At 72.6% G+C, this 22,404-nt stretch carries 16 protein-coding genes and 2 pseudogenes; 7 read left to right on the top strand and 11 right to left on the bottom strand.

Annotated features, from left to right (window positions below; translation table 11 throughout):
- Nucleotides 1–195 precede the first annotated feature (195 nt).
- The 6 genes from AB0L59_RS38835 to AB0L59_RS38810 all read right to left on the bottom strand — a co-directional run bounded on the left by AB0L59_RS38835 (nucleotide 196) and on the right by AB0L59_RS38810 (nucleotide 9,563).
- The gene (locus tag AB0L59_RS38835) at nucleotides 196–879 is read right to left on the bottom strand and encodes a helix-turn-helix domain-containing protein (RefSeq protein ID WP_365591918.1); all 684 of its coding nucleotides are present in this window, start codon (nucleotides 877–879) and stop codon (nucleotides 196–198) included.
- A gap of 41 nt (nucleotides 880–920) precedes the next feature.
- A complete protein-coding gene (locus AB0L59_RS38830; RefSeq protein WP_365591916.1) occupies nucleotides 921–2,594 on the bottom strand; it encodes an allophanate hydrolase in 1,674 nt (557 codons plus the stop codon).
- Nucleotides 2,591–6,199 (bottom strand): urea carboxylase, encoded by a 3,609-nt coding sequence (gene uca, locus AB0L59_RS38825; protein WP_365591913.1) that lies wholly within the window; start codon nucleotides 6,197–6,199, stop codon nucleotides 2,591–2,593. Before uca ends, AB0L59_RS38830 begins: the two co-directional genes overlap by 4 nt.
- Complete coding sequence (locus AB0L59_RS38820; RefSeq protein WP_365591910.1) at nucleotides 6,196–6,996, bottom strand: urea amidolyase associated protein UAAP2; 801 nt, start codon at nucleotides 6,994–6,996, stop codon at nucleotides 6,196–6,198. The genes uca and AB0L59_RS38820 overlap by 4 nt, the downstream gene beginning before the upstream one ends.
- Before the next feature lies 1 nt (nucleotide 6,997).
- The gene (locus tag AB0L59_RS38815; protein ID WP_365591907.1) at nucleotides 6,998–7,846 is read right to left on the bottom strand and encodes an urea amidolyase associated protein UAAP1; all 849 of its coding nucleotides are present in this window, start codon (nucleotides 7,844–7,846) and stop codon (nucleotides 6,998–7,000) included.
- 112 nt (nucleotides 7,847–7,958) lie between these two features.
- Nucleotides 7,959–9,563, bottom strand: coding sequence for an amino acid permease (locus AB0L59_RS38810; RefSeq protein ID WP_365591905.1), 1,605 nt, complete (start codon nucleotides 9,561–9,563; stop codon nucleotides 7,959–7,961).
- A 746-nt stretch (nucleotides 9,564–10,309) separates the two neighbouring features.
- Between AB0L59_RS38810 and AB0L59_RS38805 the strand changes: the two genes are divergently transcribed.
- Nucleotides 10,310–11,713 carry an ATP-binding protein gene (locus AB0L59_RS38805; protein ID WP_365591903.1) on the top strand — a complete coding sequence of 468 codons (1,404 nt, stop codon included), beginning with the start codon at nucleotides 10,310–10,312 and terminating at the stop codon, nucleotides 11,711–11,713.
- A 46-nt stretch (nucleotides 11,714–11,759) separates the two neighbouring features.
- Here AB0L59_RS38805 and AB0L59_RS38800 read toward each other — a convergent pair whose 3' ends face one another.
- Both AB0L59_RS38800 and AB0L59_RS38795 read right to left on the bottom strand, forming a co-directional pair.
- Nucleotides 11,760–12,629 carry a CHAP domain-containing protein gene (locus AB0L59_RS38800; protein ID WP_365591900.1) on the bottom strand — a complete coding sequence of 290 codons (870 nt, stop codon included), beginning with the start codon at nucleotides 12,627–12,629 and terminating at the stop codon, nucleotides 11,760–11,762.
- A gap of 76 nt (nucleotides 12,630–12,705) precedes the next feature.
- Complete coding sequence (locus tag AB0L59_RS38795; protein ID WP_365591897.1) at nucleotides 12,706–14,010, bottom strand: CHAP domain-containing protein; 1,305 nt, start codon at nucleotides 14,008–14,010, stop codon at nucleotides 12,706–12,708.
- Between the two features lie 375 nt (nucleotides 14,011–14,385).
- Here AB0L59_RS38795 and AB0L59_RS38790 point away from each other — a divergent pair, with 375 nt between their 5' ends.
- From AB0L59_RS38790 to AB0L59_RS38770, 5 genes are all read left to right on the top strand, one after another.
- Nucleotides 14,386–14,751: a hypothetical protein gene (locus AB0L59_RS38790; protein WP_365591894.1), complete on the top strand. Its 366-nt coding sequence runs from the start codon at nucleotides 14,386–14,388 to the stop codon at nucleotides 14,749–14,751.
- A 132-nt stretch (nucleotides 14,752–14,883) separates the two neighbouring features.
- Nucleotides 14,884–15,144, top strand: a complete 261-nt coding sequence (locus AB0L59_RS38785) for a hypothetical protein (protein WP_365591892.1) — start codon at nucleotides 14,884–14,886, stop codon at nucleotides 15,142–15,144.
- 118 nt (nucleotides 15,145–15,262) lie between these two features.
- Nucleotides 15,263–15,979, top strand: coding sequence for a response regulator transcription factor (locus tag AB0L59_RS38780; protein ID WP_365591890.1), 717 nt, complete (start codon nucleotides 15,263–15,265; stop codon nucleotides 15,977–15,979).
- A 644-nt stretch (nucleotides 15,980–16,623) separates the two neighbouring features.
- Entirely contained in the window at nucleotides 16,624–18,549 is a 1,926-nt protein-coding gene (locus AB0L59_RS38775; protein WP_365591888.1) for a lamin tail domain-containing protein, read from the top strand.
- A 710-nt stretch (nucleotides 18,550–19,259) separates the two neighbouring features.
- The gene (locus AB0L59_RS38770; RefSeq protein ID WP_365591887.1) at nucleotides 19,260–19,454 is read left to right on the top strand and encodes a hypothetical protein; all 195 of its coding nucleotides are present in this window, start codon (nucleotides 19,260–19,262) and stop codon (nucleotides 19,452–19,454) included.
- Between the two features lie 207 nt (nucleotides 19,455–19,661).
- Here the strand turns inward: AB0L59_RS38770 and AB0L59_RS38765 are convergent.
- The 3 genes and pseudogenes from AB0L59_RS38765 to AB0L59_RS38755 all read right to left on the bottom strand — a co-directional run.
- Nucleotides 19,662–19,907 (bottom strand): annotated as a pseudogene (locus AB0L59_RS38765) (hypothetical protein); the annotation flags it as partial.
- Nucleotides 19,873–20,354: pseudogene (locus AB0L59_RS38760) on the bottom strand (hypothetical protein); the annotation flags it as partial. The pseudogenes AB0L59_RS38760 and AB0L59_RS38765, both read right to left, overlap by 35 nt.
- 368 nt (nucleotides 20,355–20,722) lie before the next feature.
- Nucleotides 20,723–22,165, bottom strand: a complete 1,443-nt coding sequence (locus AB0L59_RS38755) for an aldehyde dehydrogenase (RefSeq protein WP_365591885.1) — start codon at nucleotides 22,163–22,165, stop codon at nucleotides 20,723–20,725.
- A gap of 73 nt (nucleotides 22,166–22,238) precedes the next feature.
- On the opposite strand from AB0L59_RS38755, the gene AB0L59_RS38750 reads away from it, so the two are divergent.
- The coding region (locus tag AB0L59_RS38750; RefSeq protein ID WP_365592029.1) for a TetR family transcriptional regulator at nucleotides 22,239–22,404 on the top strand (166 nt) is incomplete at its 3' end.

Here is a 22,404-nt window from a genome sequence, read left to right as displayed (position 1 = left end):
GAACCAAGGGAGCCGACGCGCGCTGAACTCCCGCAGCAGGTACGGCACGACGTCATGTCGCGTCGGGCGGCGGGGCCGGTACGACCTGACCAGACTCCTGCCCGCGGCACCGCCCGCGTACCGCGTCGCCGGTCACCTGCACCTACGGACGCGCGATCACCGAGCTTCTACCGGGGGTGCCGTTCTCATGCCCGCTCAGTCGCAGTTTTGCAGCAGAATCCGGGCCTGGTCCCTGGCGGCGGCCACGGCCGGTTCGGCCAGCCCGCACAGCCGCAGGCACGACGACGCGACGGCATCCGCGTCGGCCGCTTCCGGCTCGCGGGAACGCCGTACCTGGATGACGACCTCCACCAGCTGGATCAGCAGTTCGCCGAGCCGCTCGGCGGGCATGCTCCGGGCGACGTCCTCGCTTGCCGCGAGGGCGCCGAGGGCGCCGTAGTCAGCCTGGAGTCGGCCCCGTTCGGTCCGGAAGGCGTCGAACCGCTCGGCCCGCACCTCCGGCAGCAGGTACAGCGTGCCGATGTTGTAGGGGGTGCGGGAGAGGGTGCGTACGTCCACGGCGGCCACCGCGTAGAGCGCGGCGGCCGCGTCGGCCCGCTCCGGCACCAGTGCCCGGATCCGCTCCACCATCTGCAGACTGGGCCGTACGGACGTGGCCAGCAGCTCGGCGAGGATGTCCTCCTTGGTGGCGAAGTGGTAGTACAGCGAGGCCTGTCGGATGCCGACCCGCTCGGCGATCATCCGGGTGCTGGTACCGGCGACCCCGCGTTCGACGAAGAGCGCCCCGGCCGCGTCGAGGATCTGCTCCCGGGCGGACGTACCGGGGTCGGACGGCGGCGTGTGCCGGGGCCTGCCTTGACGGGGACGCGTCGTCGTCATGGCCCCATCCTGCCACCACCCCGGCATGCCGCCGCTCCCCGTCACGTGGAGGCCGTATAGGCCCGCCAGCCGCCGTGGCGGGTGATGTCGGGCGCGCCCTCGACGGCGTACGGCTCGACGAGGAAGCCGCTGACCCGCCGCCCGTCGGCCAGTTCGACCGTACCGATGGCCATCGGCGGGGGAACGGTGGCGGTGAACGCCCCGAACCCCGCCGCCGGAAGCCGCCAGACCTCACCCTCGATGCCAGGCTCCCCACCGCCTGATGCGATCCCGGCGACCCGGACCAGGCCCGGCTTGGGCGGCTGGGTGGCCAGGGCGTACAGCCGGTAGTCGCCGGTGGTGCGCGCCGGGCCCACCAGGGTGCCGCCCGCCTGCACCACCTGGGCGTTGAGCGGCTGCCCGGTGAGGTGGGCGCCGGCCACGAACAGGTCGAGCCCCGGGTTGGCGAACCGCTCGGCCAGGACGGCCAGGGCGCGGTCGGAGAAGGCCGGTCCGGTGAACATCACGCCGAACGGCAGGCCGTCCACGAAGCCGGCCGGAACGGCGAGCGACGCGCAGTCCAGCAGATTGGCGAAGTTCGTGAAGCGCCCCAACAGGGCGTTGGCGCCGACCGGATCGGCCGCCACCTGCTCAAGGGTGGGATGCCAGGTCGTCGTGGGGGTCAACAGGGCCGTGCAGCCGTCCAGGACCGCGCGTCCGGCCGCCGCGAGCGCGGCGAGCCGGGCGGTGTCGGCGGCCCAGTCGGCGGCGGTCTTCTTCCGGCCCGCCAGCACGATGGCGGCGACGGTGGGATCGAGGTCGGTGCCGATCAGATCGCGGTGCTTCTCCAGGTGCGCGCCCACGGCGGCGTACCGCTCGGCGACGAACGCGCCGCCGTACAGCAGTTCCGCGGCCTGGAGCAGCGGGGTGATGTCGGCCTCGACGATCTGCGCGCCGGTGCTCGCCAACCGGGCGACCGCCGCGTCGAAGGCCTCGCCCCAGCCGTCGGCCATGCCCTGAAGATGCTCCCGAGCCGGGACGGCGACCCGGGGACGGGCAGGGGGCGGCGGAAGCTGGGCGCCGGTGCGGCAGAGCGGGTCGGCGGGGTCCGCACCCTCGGCCAACTCGGCGGCCAGGCGGGCCAGTCGCAGGTCCCGGGCGAAGACCGTCACGCAGTCGAGGGTGTAGCAGGCTGGCACCACCCCGGTCACGGGCACCAGGCCCTTGGTGGGCTTGACCCCGACGACGCCGTTGAGGGCGGCGGGCACCCGGCCGGAGCCGGCCGTGTCGGTGCCGAGCGCGAGGTCGGCGATGCCCAGCGCGACCGCGACGGCGGAGCCGGAGGACGACCCGCCGGAGACGCGGGCCGGGTCCCAGGCGTTGCGCACCGCGCCGTAGGGGCTGCGGGTGCCGACCAGGCCGGTGGCGAACTGGTCCATGTTCGTCTTCCCGAGGACCACCGCGCCGGCCGCGCGCAGCCGCGCCACCGCGGGCGCGTCGGCCCGCGGGACGTAGGCGTACGACGGGGCGCCCGCGGTCGTGGGCAGGCCGGCCACGTCGATGTTGTCCTTGACGGCGGCCGTCAGGCCGGCCAGCGGCAGCGCCGGGTCGATCCCGGCCGCCTCGGCGAGCACCTCCTCGCGCGGCCTGAGGTGGATCCAGATCTCGGGCCGTTCGGCGCTCGCCATCCGGTCGTAGGCGGCCTCGACGCGTGCGGCCGGTGTCCCGGCGGTCATGCCCGCACCGCCGCGAGGATCTGGCCGGAGGCGACCTGCTCACCGGGCTTGACGTAGATCTCCAGCAGGGTCCCGGTGGCCGGGGCGCTGACCTTGGACTCCATCTTCATCGCCTCCAGGGAGAGGATCGGGTCGCCCTCGGCGACGGCGGCGCCGGGCTCGGCGACGGTCTGCCAGACGGTGGCGGTGAACGGCGCGGTGACCGGCAACGCGCCGTCGGGAACGGTGACGGGGACGGCGGCGGCGTCCACGCCGGCGGTCACGGGCTCAGGCGCGTCGTCCCGGTCGAACTCGCCCGCGGCCCGCCAGCGCTGCTTCTCTGCCTCGAACGCGGCGCTCTGCCGCTCCCGGAACGCCGCGATCGAGTCGGCTTCGGCCGCCAGGAAGGCGTTGTACTCGGCGATCGAGAAGGTGCCCTCCTCGGTCTCGAAGCGACCGCGGCCGGCGTCCGTCTCCGCGCGCAGTTCCAGCAGCTCCTCCGCGCCGACCGGGTACCACTCGATGCGGTCGAAGAAGCGCAGCGCCCACGGCGAGTCCTGGAACAGGCCGCCCTTGCGGAACCGGTTCCAGATCTGCACGGTACGGCCGACGAACTGGTAGCCGCCGGGGCCCTCCATGCCGTAGACGCACAGGTAGGCGCCGCCGATACCGACGGAGTTCTCCGCGGTCCAGGTGCGGGCCGGGTTGTACTTGGTGGTCACCAGGCGGTGCCGGGGGTCGAGCGGGGTGGCGACGGGGGCGCCGAGATAGACGTCGCCGAGGCCGAGCACCAGGTAGGAGGCGTCGAACACGGTGCGATAGACGTCGTCGGCGGTGTCCAGGCCGTTGACCCGGCGGATGAACTCGATGTTCCAGGGGCACCACGGGGCGTCGTCGCGCACCCCGGCCATGTACCGCTCGATGGCCAGCCGGGTCGCCGGATCGTCCCAGCTGAGCGGCAGCCGCACCGTCCGCGAGGGGACCACCAGCTCGTGCGTGGGCGGCACCTCCTCCTCCAACTCGCGCAACAGAGAAGCGAGCTGACGTGGCCTCATGTGCCGTCCGTCGGTGTGGATCTGGAGCGAACGGATGCCCGGCGTGACGTCGAGGACGCCGGCGGGCGCGTGGGCGGCCAGCGTCTTCTGCAGCGCGTGCACCCGCATCCGCAGGCCGAGGTCGAGCGCCATGGGACCGTACTCGACGAGGACATTGCCGTCCCCGTCGCGGCGGTAGGTGACGCCGGGACGGTCGTCGGTGGGTTCCAGTCGGCCGAGCACGCCGTCGTCGCCGTCGCCGCCGGTGCTGATCAGCGCGGGCGAGGCCCGGCGGGCGTCGAGGCCGGCCGTCTCGGCTTCCTTGACCGGTACGAAGCGGAGGGTGTCGCCGGGACGGAGTTGGCCGAGCTTCCACAGGTCGCCGCCGGCGACCACCGCGGGGCAGACGAATCCGCCGAGGGACGGCCCGTCGGGGCCCAGCACGATCGGGGTGTCGCCGGTGAAGTCCAGGGCCCCGACCGCGTACGGCGTGTCGTGGATGTTGGAGGGGTGCAGTCCGGCCTCGCCGCCGTCCTGGCGGGCCCACCGGGGCTTGGGCCCGATCAGACGGATGCCGGTGCGGGCCGAGTTGTGGTGCACCTGGTAGTCGGTGGCGTAGAGGGTGTCGATGTCCTCACGGGTGAAGAACTCGGGCGCCGCGTGCGGGCCTTCGGTGACGGCGATCCGCCAGTGGGAGGTGATCGCGGGCCGGCGCACGGCCGGGACCGGGCCGCCGCCGGCGGTCCGGAAGGCCCCGGGGCGCAGGACGTCCCCGGCGACCAGCGCCCGCCCGCCGTGCCCGCCGAAGCCGCCGAGGGTGAAGGTCGAGGCGCTGCCCAGGTAGCCGGGCACGTCGATGCCGCCCCGGACGGCCACGTAGCTGCGCAGGCCGGGGCCGAGGCAGGCGCCGAGCACCAGGGTGGAGCCGGCCGGGACCGGCACCGGCTCCCACAGGGCCACGGCGGTGCCGTCCACGGTGACCGGGACCGGAGCGCCGGTGACGGCGACCACGGTGGCGTGCGAGAAGCGCAGCGTCAGCCCGCCCGCGGTGACCTCCAGGCCGGGCGCCTCGGCCGGGTTGCCGACGGCCCGGTTGGCCTCGGCGAAGGAGATGGCGTCGAAGGGGCCGCTCGGCGGCACGCCCACGTGCCAGTAGCCGAGCCGGCCGGGCAGGTCCTGGACCGTGGTCATCGCTCCCGGCACCAGGACGTCGATGCGCGGCTCGGGGTCGCAGGCGGTGTCGAGCGTGCTGGTGCTGTGCACCGCCTCGCGCACTTCACCGCGCACGGTCAGGGCGCGCAGCAGGCCCAGGTTGGTGACGATGCCGTCCACCCGGCTCCCGGCCAGCGCCCGGCGGAGCACGTCGAACGCGGCGTCGCGGGTGGGGCCCTTGGCGATCACCTTGGCGAGCATGGGGTCGTAGTACGGCGAGATCTCCAGACCGGTCTCGGCGAAGCCGTCGACCCGGACGCCGGGCATGCCGTCCGCGCCCTGGCCGGGGAAGACCGCCCGGGTGATCAGACCCGAACTGGGCAGCGCGTCCCTGCCGGGGTCCTCGGCGTAGACGCGGGCCTCCACGGCGTGCCCGGCGGGCTCCCACTCCCGCTCGAACACCGTGTCGTCCACCCTGCCGTCGCGGGCCAGCAGGAGCATGAGTTCGACGAGGTCGACGCCGTACGCCTCCTCCGTCACCGGGTGCTCGACCTGGAGGCGGGTGTTGACCTCCAGGAACGCGGCCTCCTCGCGCACCGGGTCGTAGACGAACTCCACGGTCCCCGCGCCCCGGTAGCCGACCGAGGCGAGCAGCCGGCGCGAGGAGTCGTGCAGCAGTGCGCGCACACGGCCGGGCAGGGCCGGGGCCGGGGCCTCCTCGATCACCTTCTGATTGCGGCGCTGCAGCGAGCAGTCGCGGTCGCCGAAGACGGCGATCCGGCCGGTGCCGTCGCCGAAGACCTGCACCTCGACATGGCGGGCGGGACGCACCAGGCGCTCCAGGAACACCCCGGCCGACCCGAAGTGGGACTCCGCGAGCGCCGCGACCCGGGCGAAGGCCTCGCGCACCTCCTCGGTGGTGGCGCAGGCCTGCATGCCGATGCCGCCGCCACCGCCCGTCGCCTTGACCATCACGGGCAGCCCGATCGCTCCGGCCGCGGTGACGGCCTCCTCGGCGCTCCCGAGCAGCTCCGTCCCGGCCAGCAGCGGTACTCCGGCCGCCTTGGCCAGGGCGCGGGCGGTGTGCTTCTCGCCGAACGCGGTGATCTGGTCGGCGGTCGGCCCGGCGAATCTCAGGCCCGCGTCCTCCACGGCACGGGCGAAGGCGGTGTTCTCGGAGAGGAAGCCGTAGCCCGGGTGGATGATCCCGGCGCCCTGGGCGAGCGCGGCCTCGATGATCGCGTCACCGCGCAGGTACGACTCGCGGGCGGGCGCCGGACCGAGGCGCACCGCGTGGTCGGCCTCGCGGACGTGCGGAGCGGCCCGGTCGGCGTCGGAGAAGACGGCCACCGTACCGAGACCCATCTTCCTCGCGGTACGGATGACACGGCGGGCTATCTCACCGCGGTTGGCGACGAGAACGGCGGCGGGACGGGTCACGCGGCTCCCTCCGGAGTGCGGACGGCCGCCGCGGACCGTGGGCCGCAGGCGGCCGGAACCGGGTCCACGACGAGCATCCGCAGCGGGGTCGGGTTGAAGTCGTTGCACGGGTTGTTCATCTGCGGGCAGTTGGACACCAGCAGCAGGACGTCCCGCTCGGCGCGCACCGCGACCCGCCGGCCCGGCGCCGACATGCCGTCCACGATGCCCAGCGCCCCGTCCGCCTCGACGGGCACGTTCATGAACCAGTTGAGGTTGGAGACGAGGTCCCGCACGCCGAGGCCCCGCCGGCCGGCCTCGGCGAGGAAGTTCTCGCGGCAGCCGTGCTGGAACATCACATGGTGGCCGTAGCGCAGGGTGTTGGACTCCTTGCCGCAGGCGCCGCCGATGGTGTCCTGGCGGTCGATCTCGTTGGCGACGACGGTCATCAGCGGGCGGCCCTCGTTGCTGCGCAGCACGGTGCCGGTACGCACATAGGCGTTGCCCTGCCAGGCCAGCGTGTCGGGGACGCTGTAGCGCTCCTCGGGGTCGTCGGCGTCGTAGAGCAGGCAGTCGGCCGACTGGTTGCCGCCGACGTCGACGATCGTCAGGACGTGCCCCTTCCTCACCACCGCCGACCAGGGCGCGTTGGGGGCCACCGTCTCGTCGAGGACGACGGTGCCCTCGACGAGACTCGCTCCCCGCTCCAGCCGGGAGCCCTCCGCGTACACCGCGCCGACCGGGACGGTGGAGGCGAGGGTGCCGCCGGAGACGGTCGGGTGGACGGTCGGGGTGTTCTCGATCCGTGTGGTCGCCATGTCACAGCCCCCGGGCTTCGCAGTAGTCGACGGTGTTCAGGTACGCCCGGCGCAGTTCCGGTGCGGCAGCGGTGAACCGCGGGCCGTCCGGGCCGGTCGGGGCGCCGCGCCAGGCGTGCACCCGCAGCGGCCCGACGACGTAGTCCGGGCGCGGATCCAGCGGGTGGGCCACATTGGCGACCAGCACCAGCAGGGGCATCTCCGCGACGAGTTCGACGTGCGTGCCGGGGCCGGCGCCGCCCCGCCAGGCGAGGGCGCCGTCCGCCTCGACGCGTACGCCCTGGAAGAAGGACAGGCTGGGCGGCAGATCGCGTCGGCCCAGACCGTGCTTGGCGGCGGCCTTCAGGAAGAGGGAACGGCCGGACGGGGACGGCCCCTCGGGCCGGGCGTCGCCGTACTTGCGCTCGTTCCAGGCGTCGGTGGTGGTGCCGCAGAAGGCGTCGTGCCGGCCCGAGGAGTCACCGCTGACGACGGCCAGGACCCGTCCGTCACCGGACAGCAGCGGGTGGTTCTCACCCAGGTAGGCCTGCCACGGGATCTTCAGGGTGTCGGCGACGTTGAGCCGCTCGACCGGTTCCAGCGCGTTGAAGAGCAGCAGGTGGGCACAGGCGTCACCGGTCGGGTCGTCGAACCGCAGTCGGCTGCCGCGGGCGAGGACCTTGTGCGTGTAGCCGCCGGGTGCCACCGTCTCCGCCCACACCAGCGCCGCCGGTTCCACCCCCGGAGGGCGGTACGGGCTGCTGGACGCCGGAAGGTACGGCATCCACGCACTGCCCTGGCCGCTCTGGGCACGGGCGTCGTCGCGGGCGCTGCGGACGCTGTCGGTCAGGTGCAGATCGCGCGTGGTCATGGATGTCCCGTCATCCTCTCGTCGGTGGGTCGTCGGTGGGTCGTCGGTGGGTCGTCGGTGGGTCGTCGGTGGGTCGTCGGTGGGTGGGGCGCCCGCGCCGCCACCGGATCCGTCAGGCCGGCTCGGCGACGGGGCGGGCCCCGGCGGGCGGCTCGGTGTGCGTGTGGGGTACGTGCCTCAGCTCGATACGGCGGTGCAGCCGGCGGGCGACGAAGTAGACGGCACCGGCGGCGAGGCTCAGCCCGATGAAGAGCAGGGCGCTCCACCGCAGCCACCACGTGTCGCCGGTGAGGTCGTAGATCTCGGGGCGGGGCCAGATCAGGTTGAGCGTCATACCGGCCTGGTAGAGCACCGCGGCCGCGTTGACCGCAACTCCCCAGCGGCCCAGCGAGAACAGGGGCCGCCCCGTCTCGTCGACACCGCGCGGAAGCCCGCCCGCGCCCCGGTGCCGGATCCGCGCGACGAGCAGCGGAAGCGTCACGCCCAGGTAGGCCAGGTACAGCATGGCGATGCAGAGGCTGGAGAGGGCGGTGAAGATCGCCGACTGCCGGACGTCGACCAGGAGCGCGATCGCGGCGCCGGCGCCGACCACGATCGACGCGGTGACCGGCGTGCCCGTGCGGGCTGAGACCTTTCCGAGGCGCCGGTGGAACGGCAGGGCGCCCTCGCGCGCCATGGAGTACATCATCCGTGCCCCCGAGGTCTGCACGGCCAGGGTGCATGCGAACACGGCGACCGCCACGCAGCACAGCAGCAGCCGGCCCAGCACCCCGCCGAGCCGGTCGGTGAGCACCCAGGAAAGACCGCCCGCGGCCAGCTTGCCGTCGGCCAGGCTGCGTGCCGCCATCAGCCCGGCGAGGATCAGCAGCGCCCCGCCGACGCCCGACGTGACCAGCGCCCGCAGGATGGTCCGGGGCGTGGTCCGGCGTGGACTGCGGGTCTCCTCCGCCAGCTCGCCCGCCGAGTCGAAGCCGACCATGACGTACGCCGCCATCAGAGAGGACGCGAGAAAGGCCCCGGCATAGCCACCGTGGCCGGCCCAGCCGGTGTCATGGACCACCACCTGCGGTCCGCGCTCGGGAAGGAAGAACAGAGCCAGCACCAGCGCGACCACACCGATGATCTCGACCGTCACGCCGAAGCTGGTGGCCGCGGCCATCTGGCGGATGCCCAGGATGTTCACCACCGTGGTGATCACCAGCAGGACGCAGCCCAGGAGCACCGCGTTCTGCGCGCCGGTCGGGGACCCGACCGAGGGATCGGCGCCCGGTCCGCCGACGATCTGGAACCCCGACCAGATGCCCGGCAGTACGGCCTGCGCCGCGATGGCGGCCGCCGCGACGGTGAGGACCTGCCCGATGATCATGATCCAGCCGACGAACCAGCCCACCGTGGTGCCGGCCAGTCGGCTCGACCACTGGTAGACCGCCCCCGATATGGGCCAGCGCGCCGCCAGTTCGGCGAAGCAGAGCGCGACCAGCAACTGACCCGCGAAGACCAGCGGCCACGTCCAGAAGAAGGCCGCGCCGCCGAGACCGTAGCCGAGTCCGAAGAGCTGGAAGACGGTGGTGAGGATCGACACGAAGGAGAAGCCCGCGGCGAACGACGCGAAGCCGCCCACTCCGCGGCGCAGTTCCTGCTGGTAGCCGAGGGGGGCGGCAAGGGTCGTGACACCGCCGTCAGGGCTCTGCCCACGGGGGATTTCGGGCCGGCTCATCACCATACCTCCGGTCGGTCGAGGGTTACCTGTCGATCGACAGGTATTGCGATGGTGGGCTGGACCGGTCTCACCCTCGAGTCGCCGGAGTTAACTTCGTGTATCCGAGGCGAACAGGTCGCGCGTCCGCGCGGGTGGGGGCGTAGGTGCAGGGCGAAGCGGTGCTGCGTGTGCTGTTTCATGCCGCGCCCGGTTCCGCGTTCCCGGTGCTGTTCATGAACCTGCCGGTGGTCGTTGCCGCCGGCTTCGAAGTCGAACCCCACTCGGCGCATGAGGTCGAGGAGGCCGTCGGGGGGTGCTGCCCTCTCGGTGGACCGGACCTTCGAAGTGGGTGCGCAGCTCACCGTCCCGGGCGACCGTGGCCCGACGCCGGCGAGGGCGAGCCAGCCGGCGGCCGTGACCGCGACCGCGCACATCCACAGGCCGGCAGTCTTCGCCGTCAGGACGCGTCGGCGGTGCCCGCACCGGACGAGCAGGGACCTGAGGGTGTGTCCGGACCACTACCCACTCACATTTCCGCCGGTCGGCGTCAGACGACCAGTGCGCCGGTCAGCGAGGTCATCAGTCCGGCGGATTCCGCACCCATCCCCGGCGCGGAGAGCCGGCCGGGCGGTGTGCTCCGGGGTGGCGGTCCGGTCGGCTCGCTCCTGCACGGCGCGTTGTCGGGCCACGGGAACCCGACCGGTTGGGCACCCAACAGCGCCGCATCGGAGCGGGTTCCGCGTCCAGGGCCCACACTGGTCGCCATGAGGAGGGGAATCGGCGCGGGGGCGGCTGGTCGGGGCGGGACTCGGGCGCCGGGTGAAGCGGGGCAGCGGGTGGTGCGGATGGAGGGGTGGGCGCTGCTGGCAAGCAGGGCCGCGGCGCTGCTCAACGTCGTCGTCGCGCTGGTGGCCGGCGCGGGCAGCGAGCGGAGGTTCGACGGGGCCGTCGCCCTCGCCGCCGGGCTCGCCGCGCAGTCCGCGCTGCTGGGCGTGACCACACTCCGCCATGGGCGACGGCTGCGGCCCTGGACCGGCTGGGGCGACCTCGCCGTGGGCTGCGCGGCCCTGGTCCTCAACGCCACGGTGGTCAGGGGGCCGTACATGCACTCGTGGGGCTTCTTCGCCTACCCGTACACCTTGGTGGGTTCCTGTGCGTGCGGGCTACTGCTGCGGCGTCTGCCGCAGGTGCTGGCCGCGTCGGTGTGTCTGGCCTCGGTGTATGCGGTGTGCGACCGGCTGGGCAGCGGCCTGCCGTGGTGGAACATCGTGCCGAACGCGGCGAGCTACCTGGGTGTCGCGCCCGTGGTGTGGTTCGTCGCGTCCCAACTGCGGCGACTGGGCGCCGAACTGGACGCCTCCCGCGCCGTCGCCCTCGAACTGGCCGCGCGTGAGGCGGTGCTGAGCGAGCGCACGCAGGCCTCGCGGCTGCTCCACGACCGGGTGCTGCAGACGCTGGAGGCCCTCGGTGGCGGGAGCTGGGTCACCGATCCGTGGATGCGGGACCAGGTGCGGGCGGAAGCCGGCTGGCTGCGGCGGCTGGTCGAAAGCGGCCCGGACGGGGTGAGCACCGCGCCCTTCGCCGGACCCGAAGCGCCGAGCGGCGCCACCGGTGGCAGGGACCTCGGTGCCGCCCTGCACGCCCTGGCCCGCGAGCGCGGGCGCCAGGGCCTCACCGTGGAGGTCTCCCTGGCGCCCGGTGCCGAGGGTGGCTTCGCCGGGATACCGGCCCGTGTCGCCGAGGCCCTGGTCGCCGCCTGCCGCGAGGCGCTGACCAACGTCGTCAAGCACGCGGCCACCGACCGGGCCACACTGTGGGCGGCGGTGGAGGAAGACGAGGTGGCGGTCGGGGTCGTGGACCAGGGACGCGGCTTCGACCGTGCGGCCCGGCCGGAGGGCATCGGGCTGTTCCACTCGGTCCGCGGCCGCCTCGCCGAGGTCGGCGGGACGGTACGGATCGACTCGGCCCCCGGCGAGGGCACCAGCGTCGAGTTGCGCGCGCCCATCAGCCGGTCGGCCGAGGTGGACGAGGCCGACGAGGCGGAGGAGGGACCGGTGGGGCCGGTGGGGCCGGTGGGGCTGGTGGGGCCGGGGAATCAGGGGGCCCGCCGGACCCGAGGCGCCCGACGGACCCGAGGCTCTCGCCGGACCCCGGGCGCCCCGGGCTGATCCGCAGCCGCGGACCGCCCGGGGCACCCAGGGCACGAGCGCGCCCTCAGAACCGCAGATAGCGGCTCGGGTCGCTGGCGGGAATCGTGCGCACACTGAGCCGGTGCAGGGTGTAACCGTCGTACGCGTCCAGCCAGTTGTACTCATAGACGGTGATGGTGCCGTCGCCGTTGACGGCGGCCACGTACGCCACGTGCCCGTTGTCGCTCGCCTGGTGCACCTTGGGGTCCCACTGCGCGATGTCGCCCACGTGCGGAGTGGACGAGACACTGGCGCCGGTCCACTGGTTGGCGTTGCCGAGAAAGTCCGGGCTCTTGGTGTGCGGACGGCCGTCGCTGCGTATCGCCCACGCGGCGAAGGAGACACACTCGCCCTCCCAGTAGCCGTGGCCGTCGCTCACCCACTGGTCCGGGCCCACGCGCCAGGGGTAGGCGTTCGGGTCGAGCGTGGAGGAACTGTTGCAGTGCGGGACGCCCGGCGAGTAGCCGTCGGCGCCCTGCGGCGGGGTGGTGATGAAGTGGTCGTAGACCCAGGTGCCGTCGGTCAGCTTGTCCCAGGTGCGGCTGTTCTGCCAGGGGAAGGTGCCCCCGTCGCCGATGTCGGTGCCGCCGTCGTTGACCTGGCACACCACGTTGACGGTGTCGCCCTCGTGGAGCCAGCGCACGAAGTGGTTGGTGGCCGGCTGGCTCTGCTCGGCGAGCGTGCCGTCGGTGCCCTGCACCTTGTACGCGGTGGCGGCGTGTGCCGAACCGGCCGTCAGCGCGATCGATCCGGTCGCCAGCGCCAGGGCGGCGGTGAGGCGGACCAGGCCGCCGGCTCGGCGCGCGGCCCTGCCCGTCCCGGCCGGCGCCGCCGGCCCCGTCCCGTTGTCGTCTCCGGCCTGGCGGGTGGTCTTCCGTGCGGTCGTGATGCGCATGGTGCATCTCCTTTCGGGCGCGCCGGACGATCCGGCGCGGTGGATCGCGGAGGTGGTGGTGGGGAAGCCGTGCGCGTCAGCAGTCCGGCTGCTGCCACACCCGCAGGGCGTCGGCGGCGACGTAGAGCCCGCCGGCGCCGCGGTTGTCGAGCTGGACCGTGACCGCCCCGGACGGCCCGGCGCGGTACACGCCGAGGCGGGCCCAGTCGTTGGTGAACGCGTTCTCGTCGACGCGAGCCTGGGCGGAGGTGCCGCCGGTGGTGACCGTGTAGTGCGCGGCGGCATTGTCGGAGTAGTTGTCGGGGACGAAGGCGTCTATGCGGTAGCACACGCCGGGCGTCAGACCGACGGGGCTCCAGGTGGCGGTGGCCCGCCCCTGAGTCGTGGAACCGGAGGTCGCGATGTACCGCATCGTGCCCAGCTCGCCGTGCCCGGCGCGTGTCTGCCAGCCGCCGCTGACGGCGAACTGGGCGTCGGGTGAGCCTGGACCGGTCAGGGACACGTCGGGGGAGTAGGCGTAGCCGTACTGGGTGGCGGTCGGCGCGGGCTCGGGCGGCAGGACGCTGCCGTCGGCCGCGGTGGCCGGGCCGTCGCCGAGGTGGACGAAGGCGCTGGGCCACGGGATGTGGTAGGTCGCGCCGAAGCTGGTCTCCGTGCCGCCTCCGGCGGGCAGGTGGAAGCGCGAGTACTCGCCGTTGACATGCAGGTTGTAGTTCTCGACGGTGATCGAGCCGTCGGGGTATACGTCGTCCACGTACGCGACGTGGCCGACCGGTCCCAGCGTGCCGTCGGCCCAGACGGCGACGGAGCCGGGCACCGGGGTGGTGTCGACCCGCGCGCCGTGTGCGGGGGCGGTGGCCGGCCAGTCACCGGCGTTGCCCCAGGTGTCCTGGTCGACGGGGCTGAGGGAGCTGTCGGACGGTGCCCAGCCGGGGGCCGGGTAGCTCGCCGGACGTGGTGCCGCGCCCGGGCCGTGCAGGTTCTCGTACACCTTCCAGGCGGCGAAGGAGTCGCACTGGCCGTAGTACTCCCGCCACGGGTCCGTGCCCTGGTCCTGGTGCTCGAACTGGCCGAAGGTCTCCCAGGGGTAGTCGTTACCGATGTGGCGGGCGCGGCCGGTCACGGGGGCCGAAGCCGCTCGGGCCGTCGCGGACACCCCCGCCGTCGTCGACGTCGAGGACCTCGAGGAACTCGTGGGCATCCTGGACGCGGCGGACGTCGTGGACGCGTGCTTCGGTGACGCAGTGGCGGCCGTCTCCGCGGCCGAGGCGGGCCGGGTCCAGAGCGGCAGGGCGACCGCCAGCGCCAACAGCAACCCCAGCAGCGGCAGTCCCCGGGCCCGAGCGCCGGCGGGGCCGGGCGTGCCGTGGACGGATCTCACGTGGTACCTCCTCGATGACGTGGACGGGATCGCCGACCGCCGCCTGTGGCATCACGGCGAGCCGCGCGGGGCGGCCGGGTCGGCTGGTCCAGCGTCGGGGGTGGCCGACCGCGGCGTCATGTCGGTGAAAAGCCGGACCATCGCTGTCCGACGGGCCATCACATTCGTTTCGTCACACGGAAGTTCGCGTACGACAGCCGCCGCCGACGCCCTGGACGACGTTCGCGGGTGACGTCCTCCGTGCGGCCTCGCGGGGTGCCATCGCCCGACATGACCGCGGGTCCGCGCCACAGCACAGTGGCAACAGGGCGGTGACACCGACCGGTGCCGCGCCGGCGGAACGCCCCCGCAATCCCACAAAAGAGGAGATACCCGATGACCCGACGTCTGGGAGCGCTCGCGGCGGCGGCCGTGACTGCCGCCGCCGTGCTGACCGGCACGCTGTCCGCCGGCAGTGCGGATGCGGCGAGCGTGTACTACTACAAGACCTGGCGCACCGACGGCACGCTGGCCGAGCAGTTCACGCCGACTCCCGGGAACGTGGTGGGCTGGATCTACGGCAACGGCACCACCGTCGGCATCGTGTGCCAGGTGTGGAGCGAGGGAACCGTCGACGGCCTGCCGTACCACGTGTGGGACCAGCTGCAGAACGGCTCCTACGTGTACGACTACTACATCACCACCCCCGCGCCGGACGGGCAGTTCACCACGTCCATCCCGCGCTGCCAGGTCGGCGACTGACCGGTGGCCCGAGACCCGGGGCCGCGGCCGGGCCGGCGCGGCCGCCGGGGGCGTACCGAAGCGCCATGTCGTCCCTTCGCATGACATCCGTACGACTCGTGCGCGGCGTGCGTAGCTCGGCAGGATCGGGTGATGAGACGACGCCGCCGCCCACCGGAACACGAGATCGGGGACGCGCTGCTCGAACGGATCGAGCGGCTGGAACGCGCCGTGTCCGACCAGCGGCGCCAGACGGAGGCGCTGCGCGCGGACGTGACCCTCGTGATCGGTGAACTGGCCGCGATCCTGCGGCTGTTCGAGTTCCTGCGCCCCGACCGGGCCGCCGGTGCCTCGGACGGCGGCGCCTCGCACGGCGATGCGACCGGGAGTGACGCTCCGGACGGCGGCACGTGAACCCCATGGGGGAGGAGGCGACCGCGGTGCGCAGGGAGCCCGATCCACGTGCGGGCTCCCGCGCGCCGTCCTGTTTTCGCGGTGGACAGCCCTTCACATGGTGGAGGACGATGCACCCGTGGGGGACGCGACGGGGGCGGTGGACGCTGCGGCGGCGGTGCGGGTGGCGATCGTGGACGACCATCCGGTGACTCGGGTCGGCATCGAGACGCTGCTCGGCGCCGCGCGGTCGGTGGACGTGGTGTGCGCGGTGGCGCACCCCGCCGAACTGCCCTCGAGCGACGTGCCCTTGGATGTCGTGCTGCTCGACCTCTACCTCGAGGGCGACACGCCCGGACTGCCGTTCGTCGCCCAACTCGCCGAGCGCACAAGGGTGCTGGTGATGTCGGCCTCGCGACGGCCGGGTGACGTGCTCGGCGCGATCCGCGCGGGGGCCGGCGGCTACCTCACCAAGCACTGCGAGCCCGAACTGATGGTCTCGGCGCTCCGGACGGTGGCCGCGGGCGGGTTCGCACTCTCCCCGCAGTTGGCCGGCCTGCTCCAGACCGACCTCGCCGAGGTTCAGGCCGCCGAGGAGGCAGACGCCTCCTGCGGCGCCCTCACCGGCATCCCTGCCCTCGCGGACCGGCCACGCCCGTCGCTGGCACCGCGCGAGGAGGAGGCGCTGCGCTGGATCGCCCGCGGCTTCACTCACGCCCAGACCGCGACGCGCATGGGCGTCAGCAAAGCCACGGTGAACACCTACGTGGAACGCATCCGCCGCAAACTCCAGGTCGGCAACAAGGCCGACCTCACCCGCGCCGCCCTCCGCACTCTGGGCGAGGACGCGCTGTGACCCCGGCGCGCGCGTCCGCGGCACCAAGTGCGGGACCTGCCCGCGCAGTCCACCATGACGCGGAGAGGCCCACGGACGAACCGACGCGGCGGGCCTGTCGTTGCGCAAGGGCGGGGCACGGTAGCCCGTCGGTCCCGGCTCCGGGCTGGGCGAGGCGCTGTGGGTGGTCGAGCGCACTTTCGCTCCTGGCTCCGGGCCGAGGCGTGCCCGTAGACAGCTGCCCAGCGGCGTCAGACAGCTGAGGTCGTACCCGTACGCCTGCCAGGCCGAGGAAACCCCATCCGCTTCGCGAGAGGGGCTGTCAGGCCGAAGCGGGGGTAGGGGGCGCGGTACCGTGCCGACTACGGCGACGGGTCGTGCGCGGGCAGACGTGCCGACGACGCGGGGGACTTGGGGGCCGAGCGGCAGGGCGCGTGGGCAGAGCCGGTCCCCCATACGTTGATCGGTGTGGTCCAGGCCGGTGTTCTTTGACCGCCTCGGCGGTGCCGTCCCGTCGCGCGGTGACGGTGTGCCCCTGGCGTACCGGTGGGCAGCAGGCGACGTTCAGCTCGAGTACACGCTGTTTCAAGGTCGTTTAACCAAAGTCCGGTCTCGTGCCTACCTCACACTCGCGTGCCGGCGTCGCCTCTGTGTGCGCCGCGGCTTTGACGCTTTCAGGACTGGTCGTCACCGGGGTGCTCGCCGCCCATCCGGCGGCTGCCGCGGACCCGGCCGGCTACCAGAACGTTCGGATCAACGAGGTCACCTCGTCGAACAACGACACGGTGGAGCTGTACAACACCGGCTCGACCGCGGTGAGCATCAGCGGTTGGAAGATGTCCGACGACAGCTTCTCGCCGCAGACTTTCAGCCCGTCCTCCAGCTCGATCCCGGCCGGCGGCTTCGTCACCTTCAACTCGCCCAAGGGGCTCGGTGACTCGGACAAGCTGGTGATCTACACGTCCGATGGCACGGTGGTCGACCGCGTCGAGTGGGCCACCAACGGGGCGAAGCCGGCGATGGCGCGTTGCGGTGGCGACGGCACCGGCGCGTGGGTGACCACGACCTCGGCAACCACGTTCGGCACCTCGAACGCCTCGGGTTGCCCGTCGTCCGTACCGGCGGCGAACCGGGTAAGGATCAATGAGGTCACCTCGAACGGCGCAGATACCGTGGAGCTGTACAACGGCGGAACGAGTGCGGTCGGCATCGGGTCGTGGAAGTACGTCGACAACGACACCAGCCACTCTCCGGTCTCGATCTCGTCCTCCTCGCCGAGCGCGACCAGCATCCCCGCGGGCGGCTACGTCACGTTCAACTCCACCCTCGGTCTGGGCGACGGCGATTCGGTCTTCCTCCTCGACAACAACGGCAACACCGTTGACTCGGTGACTTGGGCGACCGATGGCGCCAAGCCGTCGGACGAGCGCTGCGCCAACGGCACCGGCTGGTTCCAGACCTCCACGACCGCGACGCTCGGCAGCGCGAACTCCTGCTCGGGCAGCGGCGGTGGCGGTGGTGGCGGTCAGCCCGGCCAGTTGCTGGGTGGCGGCGGCTCGCTCACCAGCGGCTGCACGCCCGAGGCGCCCACCGGTACGGGTTCCACTCCGGCGGGCACCCTGGCGTGGCCGGGTGGGCCGGACGTCACGATCGCCGACAACGTCTGCGCGTTCACCACGTCCACCGGCCCTGAAGGGCGGGACCTCAGCGGCCTGGCGTTCGATCCGGCGAACCCGTCGGTGCTGTGGGCCGCCAAGAACAAGAGCTGGCTGTACAAGCTTGTCAAGAGCAACGGCAAGTGGATCCCGGACCCGTCGTGGAGCGCGACCGGCAAGCAGATCCGCTTCGCGGGCGGCTCCGGCGAGCCGGACTCCGAGGGCCTGACGGTCGGCGGTAACGGTCACATCTACGTGACCTCCGAGCGCGACAACGCCAACAACACGGTCCCCAAGGACACGATCATGGAGTTCGACCCGGCCGCGACCGGATCGACGCTGACGCCGATCCACCAGTGGGACATGACCTCGCAGTTCCCGCAGCTCAACACCGGCAGCAAGGACGACGCCAACCTGGGCTTCGAGGGCGTCGGCTATGTGCCGGACAGCTGGCTGACCGCGAACGGCTGGGTCGATCCGCGTACCGGCGCCGCCTACAACCCGGCGAACTACCCGCTGCACGGGTCGGGTCTGTTCTTCGCCGGTCTGGAGTGGGACGGCACGCTGCACGTCTACGGCCTGAACTCCGACGGCACGTTCACCACGTTCGGCACGATCGCGACCGGAGAAGTCTCCGTGATGGACGTGTCGTTCGACGCGGGAACCCAGCGCATCATCGCCACCTGCGACAACACCTGCGGCGAGACGCACACGTTCATGAAGATCAACGCCGGCGGCGCGATCGTTCCGGACGTGACCTACACGAACCCGGCCGTCATGCCGACCGACAACCTGGAGGGCTTCGCGATCGCGCCGACGTCGACCTGCGTCAACGGCTTCCGCGAAGCGGTCTGGAGCGACGACGGCATCTACGGCTTCGGCTCCGGAAGCTCCTCCTACGGACACGCCGTCTACAGCGGCACCTTCCCCTGCTGATCCCGCCGACCGCGGGAGACGGCTCACGCACGGGGCCGCCTCCGAGGTGAGGCGCTCAGGCAGTGCGCAGCGATGAAGCTCCTGGCAGAGGGGGAGGACCAAGACCACCCCCTGACCACCAGGAGCTTCGTCGTGCTTGTCCCCGGGACCGCGTTCGACCCGCCAGGACCGGCTGAGGTGGCCCGGTGCGCGGTTGCCGTACGGGCGGCGCACCGGACACGCGAGAGGCGCCGCGTGTGAGGTTCACCGCGGTGTGCCGCTTCGCGTGTCGTGCTGCCTCCCGGACCCGGCCGGGCGCGTCGGCGGACGGTGGCGCGGGCGGCCGGGGCGTGTGAGGCCGCCAACTCCAATCTCACACGCACCCCCTGCAGGCGCCGGCCGGCCGCACTGAGAACTCTGCGCCCGCGGGCTCACGGAAGCCTGCGGGCAGAAGGCCGGTGACCTCCCTGACCGAGGTGCGCGCCCTCCCGCGCGGGAGGCCGGCCGGCGGCGCTCGCCGCCCCGCGCCGGGCCGATCAGGGCCGCGTCCATGAAACCGGCCACACACCTGTGTGGTCAGGGTAAGTGTCGACGCCGTGACCTCGAACCGCGGATGTTCGACGGCGCAAAGTCGTCACCGTCTTGACAGGTGACGGAGCGCCGGTGATGCTTGGAGGCGTCCGGAGAGACGAGCGGGACGTGATCCACGATCGACGAAGTGGAGAATGGTCATGAACAGGGAACTCGCGATTGACGCAGACGCGGCGGCACGGCGTGCGCGGTACGGCCGGCTTCCCGAGCGCATTCGCTTCGAGGACATGACGGAAGAGACCCAAGCCGTGCCGAGCGGTGGGGTGAACGCCGCGTACGACCCCGAGGGCTCGTGGAAGTACTACTCGTGCCTGGCCCTCGACCTGGGACTGTAGCTCCTTCGAGAGGGCGACCGGGCCGGCAGAACAGCCTGTACCCTACGACCGCCTGGCGGGTCGGACGGGGCCCGGGCGAGGGCCGCCGTGGAGCAACTCGTGCTCACCCCGACCGCCGACGGCATGGGCCCCATGGCGGGCCCCGTCGCCACGCCACACACTGGCGATCCGGGGTCGGGACCGCCGCCCACGGGACAAGCGCGGTTGTCAGCCGGCCTTGCCGGGCTTCACGAGGGTGTACGTGACGGAATGCTGCTGCTTGTGACGCCGGATGCGCCCCTTGGCGACCAGGGACTCGAGGGTGTTCCGCACCACCTGCGGCGTCGGGCTGCGGTCCGGGTACCTCTCGATGAGCTCGTCCCGCACCTCCTTGGCCAGGCGCGGCTCCTGGTGGTCGCCGAGCAGTTCCGCCAGGAGATCACCGAGCAGAGGACGGCGCGACTTCCCCTTCGCACCGGCCCTGGCCGTGCTCCCCGACGGAGCGGTACCGGCCGACGCCGGACGGCGCGACGCGGCTCCGGAGCGAGTCGGCTTCGCCTTCGCGGCCACGGGCTCTTCCTGCAACTGCTCGGACAGCCGTGCGCGTTCGCCGCCGGCGCAGTCGGCGGTCCTGGCTCGCGAGGACGATCGCGCCGGGGCCGGGGCCGAGCGCGGTCTCCAGCTCGGCGCACAGGGTGGGGGACAGGTGGTTGGTGGGCTCGTCGAGCAGGAGCGGCTGGGGCGCGGGCCCAGGGACAGCTCGTAGGTGTCGCGGACCGTGCGCTCGAGTCGCTCGAACACGGTGTCCTGGGCCGGCAGTCCCGCCGTCAGCGGGCGCCGCCTGCGCACCTCGCCCTCGGCCGGGAGACGTCCGGCGAGCACCGCGAGCGGTGTCGACTTGCCGGCCCCGTTGCCGCCGGTGTGATCGGAGGCGCCGCAGGGCTGGGCCCGGTCCCGGGGTCGTCGCGGTGGGCGGTGCGCCGCCCGGCGGGCCGTCTGCCAGGATCCGGACTGCCGGAGCATCACGATCGGAGAGGACGGCCGGTACTGGGTCGATGGCTGATTCCGGCTACCGGGTCGTGAGGTGACGAGCGGCCGTGGCCCGTCGCGGTCTCGTCGTCTCCGTGCGGGACGCGGCCGGTGCGGCACGGCAGGGCACGGCGGGAAGCCTGGGAAGCGTCGTCGTCACAGCTCCCGCGGGACAACGGGAAACGCCACGCCGGCGGCAGGCAGCCGGCCACCTGCCGACGCCGGCGGATCTGTCCGTGGTGGGTGTCCTACGACGGTGGTCAGAGGGTGATGGTCTTGTACTCGGTGTAGGTGCCGAGGCCGACGGCGCCGTACTCGCGGCCGATGCCGCTCGCCTTGAAGCCGCCGAAGGGGCCGTCGAACGCGAGGGAGGCGCCGTTGACCGTGACGGTGCCGGTGCGGACGCGGCGGGCGACGTCCAGGGCGTGCGCCTCGTCGGAGGACCAGACGCCGCCGGAGAGGCCGTACTCGGAGTCGTTGGCGATGCGGACGGCGTCGTCCTCGTCGTCGTAGGCGATGACGACCAGGACCGGGCCGAAGATCTCCTCCTGTGCGATGCGCATGGCGTTGTCGACGTCCGCGAAGACGGTGGGCGTGACGTAGTTGCCCTTCTCCAGGCCCTCGGGGATCTGCGGGCCGCCGGTGACCAGGCGGGCACCCTCCTCGATGCCGAGCCGGATGTAGTTGCGCACCCGCTCCTGCTGGTCGGGGCGGATCATCGGGCCGATGAAGGTGTCGGGGTCGGCCGGGTCGCCCACCTTCAGCGACTCCACCAGTTCCTTCAGCGCGGCCACGACCTCCTCGTAGCGGCTGCGCGGGGCCAGGATCCTGGTCTGGGCGATGCACGACTCGCCGTTGTTGAGCAGCGAGCCGAACTTCACGCCCGCGACCGCCTTCTCGATGTCGGCGTCGGGGAGGACGATCGCGGCGGACTTTCCGCCGAGCTCCAGGCTGACCCGCTTGAGCTGCTCGCCCGCGATCGAGGCGATGCGCCGCCCGGCTCGCGTCGAGCCGGTGAAGGCGATCTTGTCGACCTCCTCGTGCGACACCAGGTACTCACTGGTCTCCCGGTCCGCGGGCAGGACGCTGATCACCCCCTCGGGCAGGCCCACCTGCTCCAGCAGCTCGGCCAGGAAGCCCATGCTCAGCGAGTTCTCCGGAGACACCTTCAGGACCACGGAGTTGCCCGCGACCAGCGCAGGAATGATCTTGGACGTGGCCGAGGAGAACGGCGAGTTCCACGGGATCACCGCGGCCACCACGCCGACCGCCTCACGGCGCACCACACTGCGCACCGGGGACGCCGGGTCGGAGGGCACCAGCACCTCCTCCCAGCCGAACTCCTCCGCCGCCTTCAGATAGGCGTTGGCCTGCCGGGTGAGGCCCGGCTGCCCGGCCCGGGTGAACCAGCCCGCCGATCCGTTCTCCAGCGAGATCAGTCGCGCGATCTTCTCCGCGTTCTCCTCGCGCAGCGCGTTGAACCGCCGCAGGGCCGCGATCCGCTCCGACGGCGGCGTGGATCGCCACACGCCCGCCTCGAACGAGGCCCGCGCCACGGCCACCGCACGGTCGATGTCCCTCGGCTGTGCCTGGGCGGCGCGGCCGACCACAGACTGGTCGTGCGGCGAGGCGATGTCGAGCAGGTCAGGGTCACTCGGTTCTGCCCAGGAACCCCCGACGAAGAGCCGGTCGTAGATGATCACGTGCTCTCTCCCTCTCGGAGAACTTGCTAACTGTCACTCCAATGTAGCACTTCGCTGGTCTAGCGACACATGTATGAGATGGCAGGCCTTGATTCCTCCGCAAAGCAGTCCTGTTCGGGGCGTGAGGGCCGACGCGGCACAGGGGGGCGCGAGCATCGCGAGTATCGCCGGGGAGGCGGGGGTGGACCGCCGCACGGTCTACCGGCGGTTCGCCTCCCGGGAGGAACTCCTCGCGGCGA

The sequence above is a fragment of the Streptomyces sp. NPDC052109 genome, from assembly GCF_040680195.1.
Taxonomy (GTDB): domain Bacteria; phylum Actinomycetota; class Actinomycetes; order Streptomycetales; family Streptomycetaceae; genus Streptomyces.
Note: the sequence above shows the minus strand (reverse complement) of the source record. Positions and strands in the feature narration are given on the sequence as shown.

Coding starts and splice junctions, on each gene's coding strand:
- AB0L59_RS38835 (WP_365591918.1), bottom strand. CDS start 879: ATGACGACGACGCGTCCCCGTCAAGGCAGGCCCCGGCACACGCCGCCG.
- AB0L59_RS38830 (WP_365591916.1), bottom strand. CDS start 2,594: ATGACCGCCGGGACACCGGCCGCACGCGTCGAGGCCGCCTACGACCGG.
- AB0L59_RS38820 (WP_365591910.1), bottom strand. CDS start 6,996: ATGGCGACCACACGGATCGAGAACACCCCGACCGTCCACCCGACCGTC.
- AB0L59_RS38815 (WP_365591907.1), bottom strand. CDS start 7,846: ATGACCACGCGCGATCTGCACCTGACCGACAGCGTCCGCAGCGCCCGC.
- AB0L59_RS38810 (WP_365591905.1), bottom strand. CDS start 9,563: ATGAGCCGGCCCGAAATCCCCCGTGGGCAGAGCCCTGACGGCGGTGTC.
- AB0L59_RS38805 (WP_365591903.1), top strand. CDS start 10,310: ATGAGGAGGGGAATCGGCGCGGGGGCGGCTGGTCGGGGCGGGACTCGG.
- AB0L59_RS38800 (WP_365591900.1), bottom strand. CDS start 12,629: ATGCGCATCACGACCGCACGGAAGACCACCCGCCAGGCCGGAGACGAC.
- AB0L59_RS38790 (WP_365591894.1), top strand. CDS start 14,386: ATGACCCGACGTCTGGGAGCGCTCGCGGCGGCGGCCGTGACTGCCGCC.
- AB0L59_RS38785 (WP_365591892.1), top strand. CDS start 14,884: ATGAGACGACGCCGCCGCCCACCGGAACACGAGATCGGGGACGCGCTG.
- AB0L59_RS38770 (WP_365591887.1), top strand. CDS start 19,260: ATGAACAGGGAACTCGCGATTGACGCAGACGCGGCGGCACGGCGTGCG.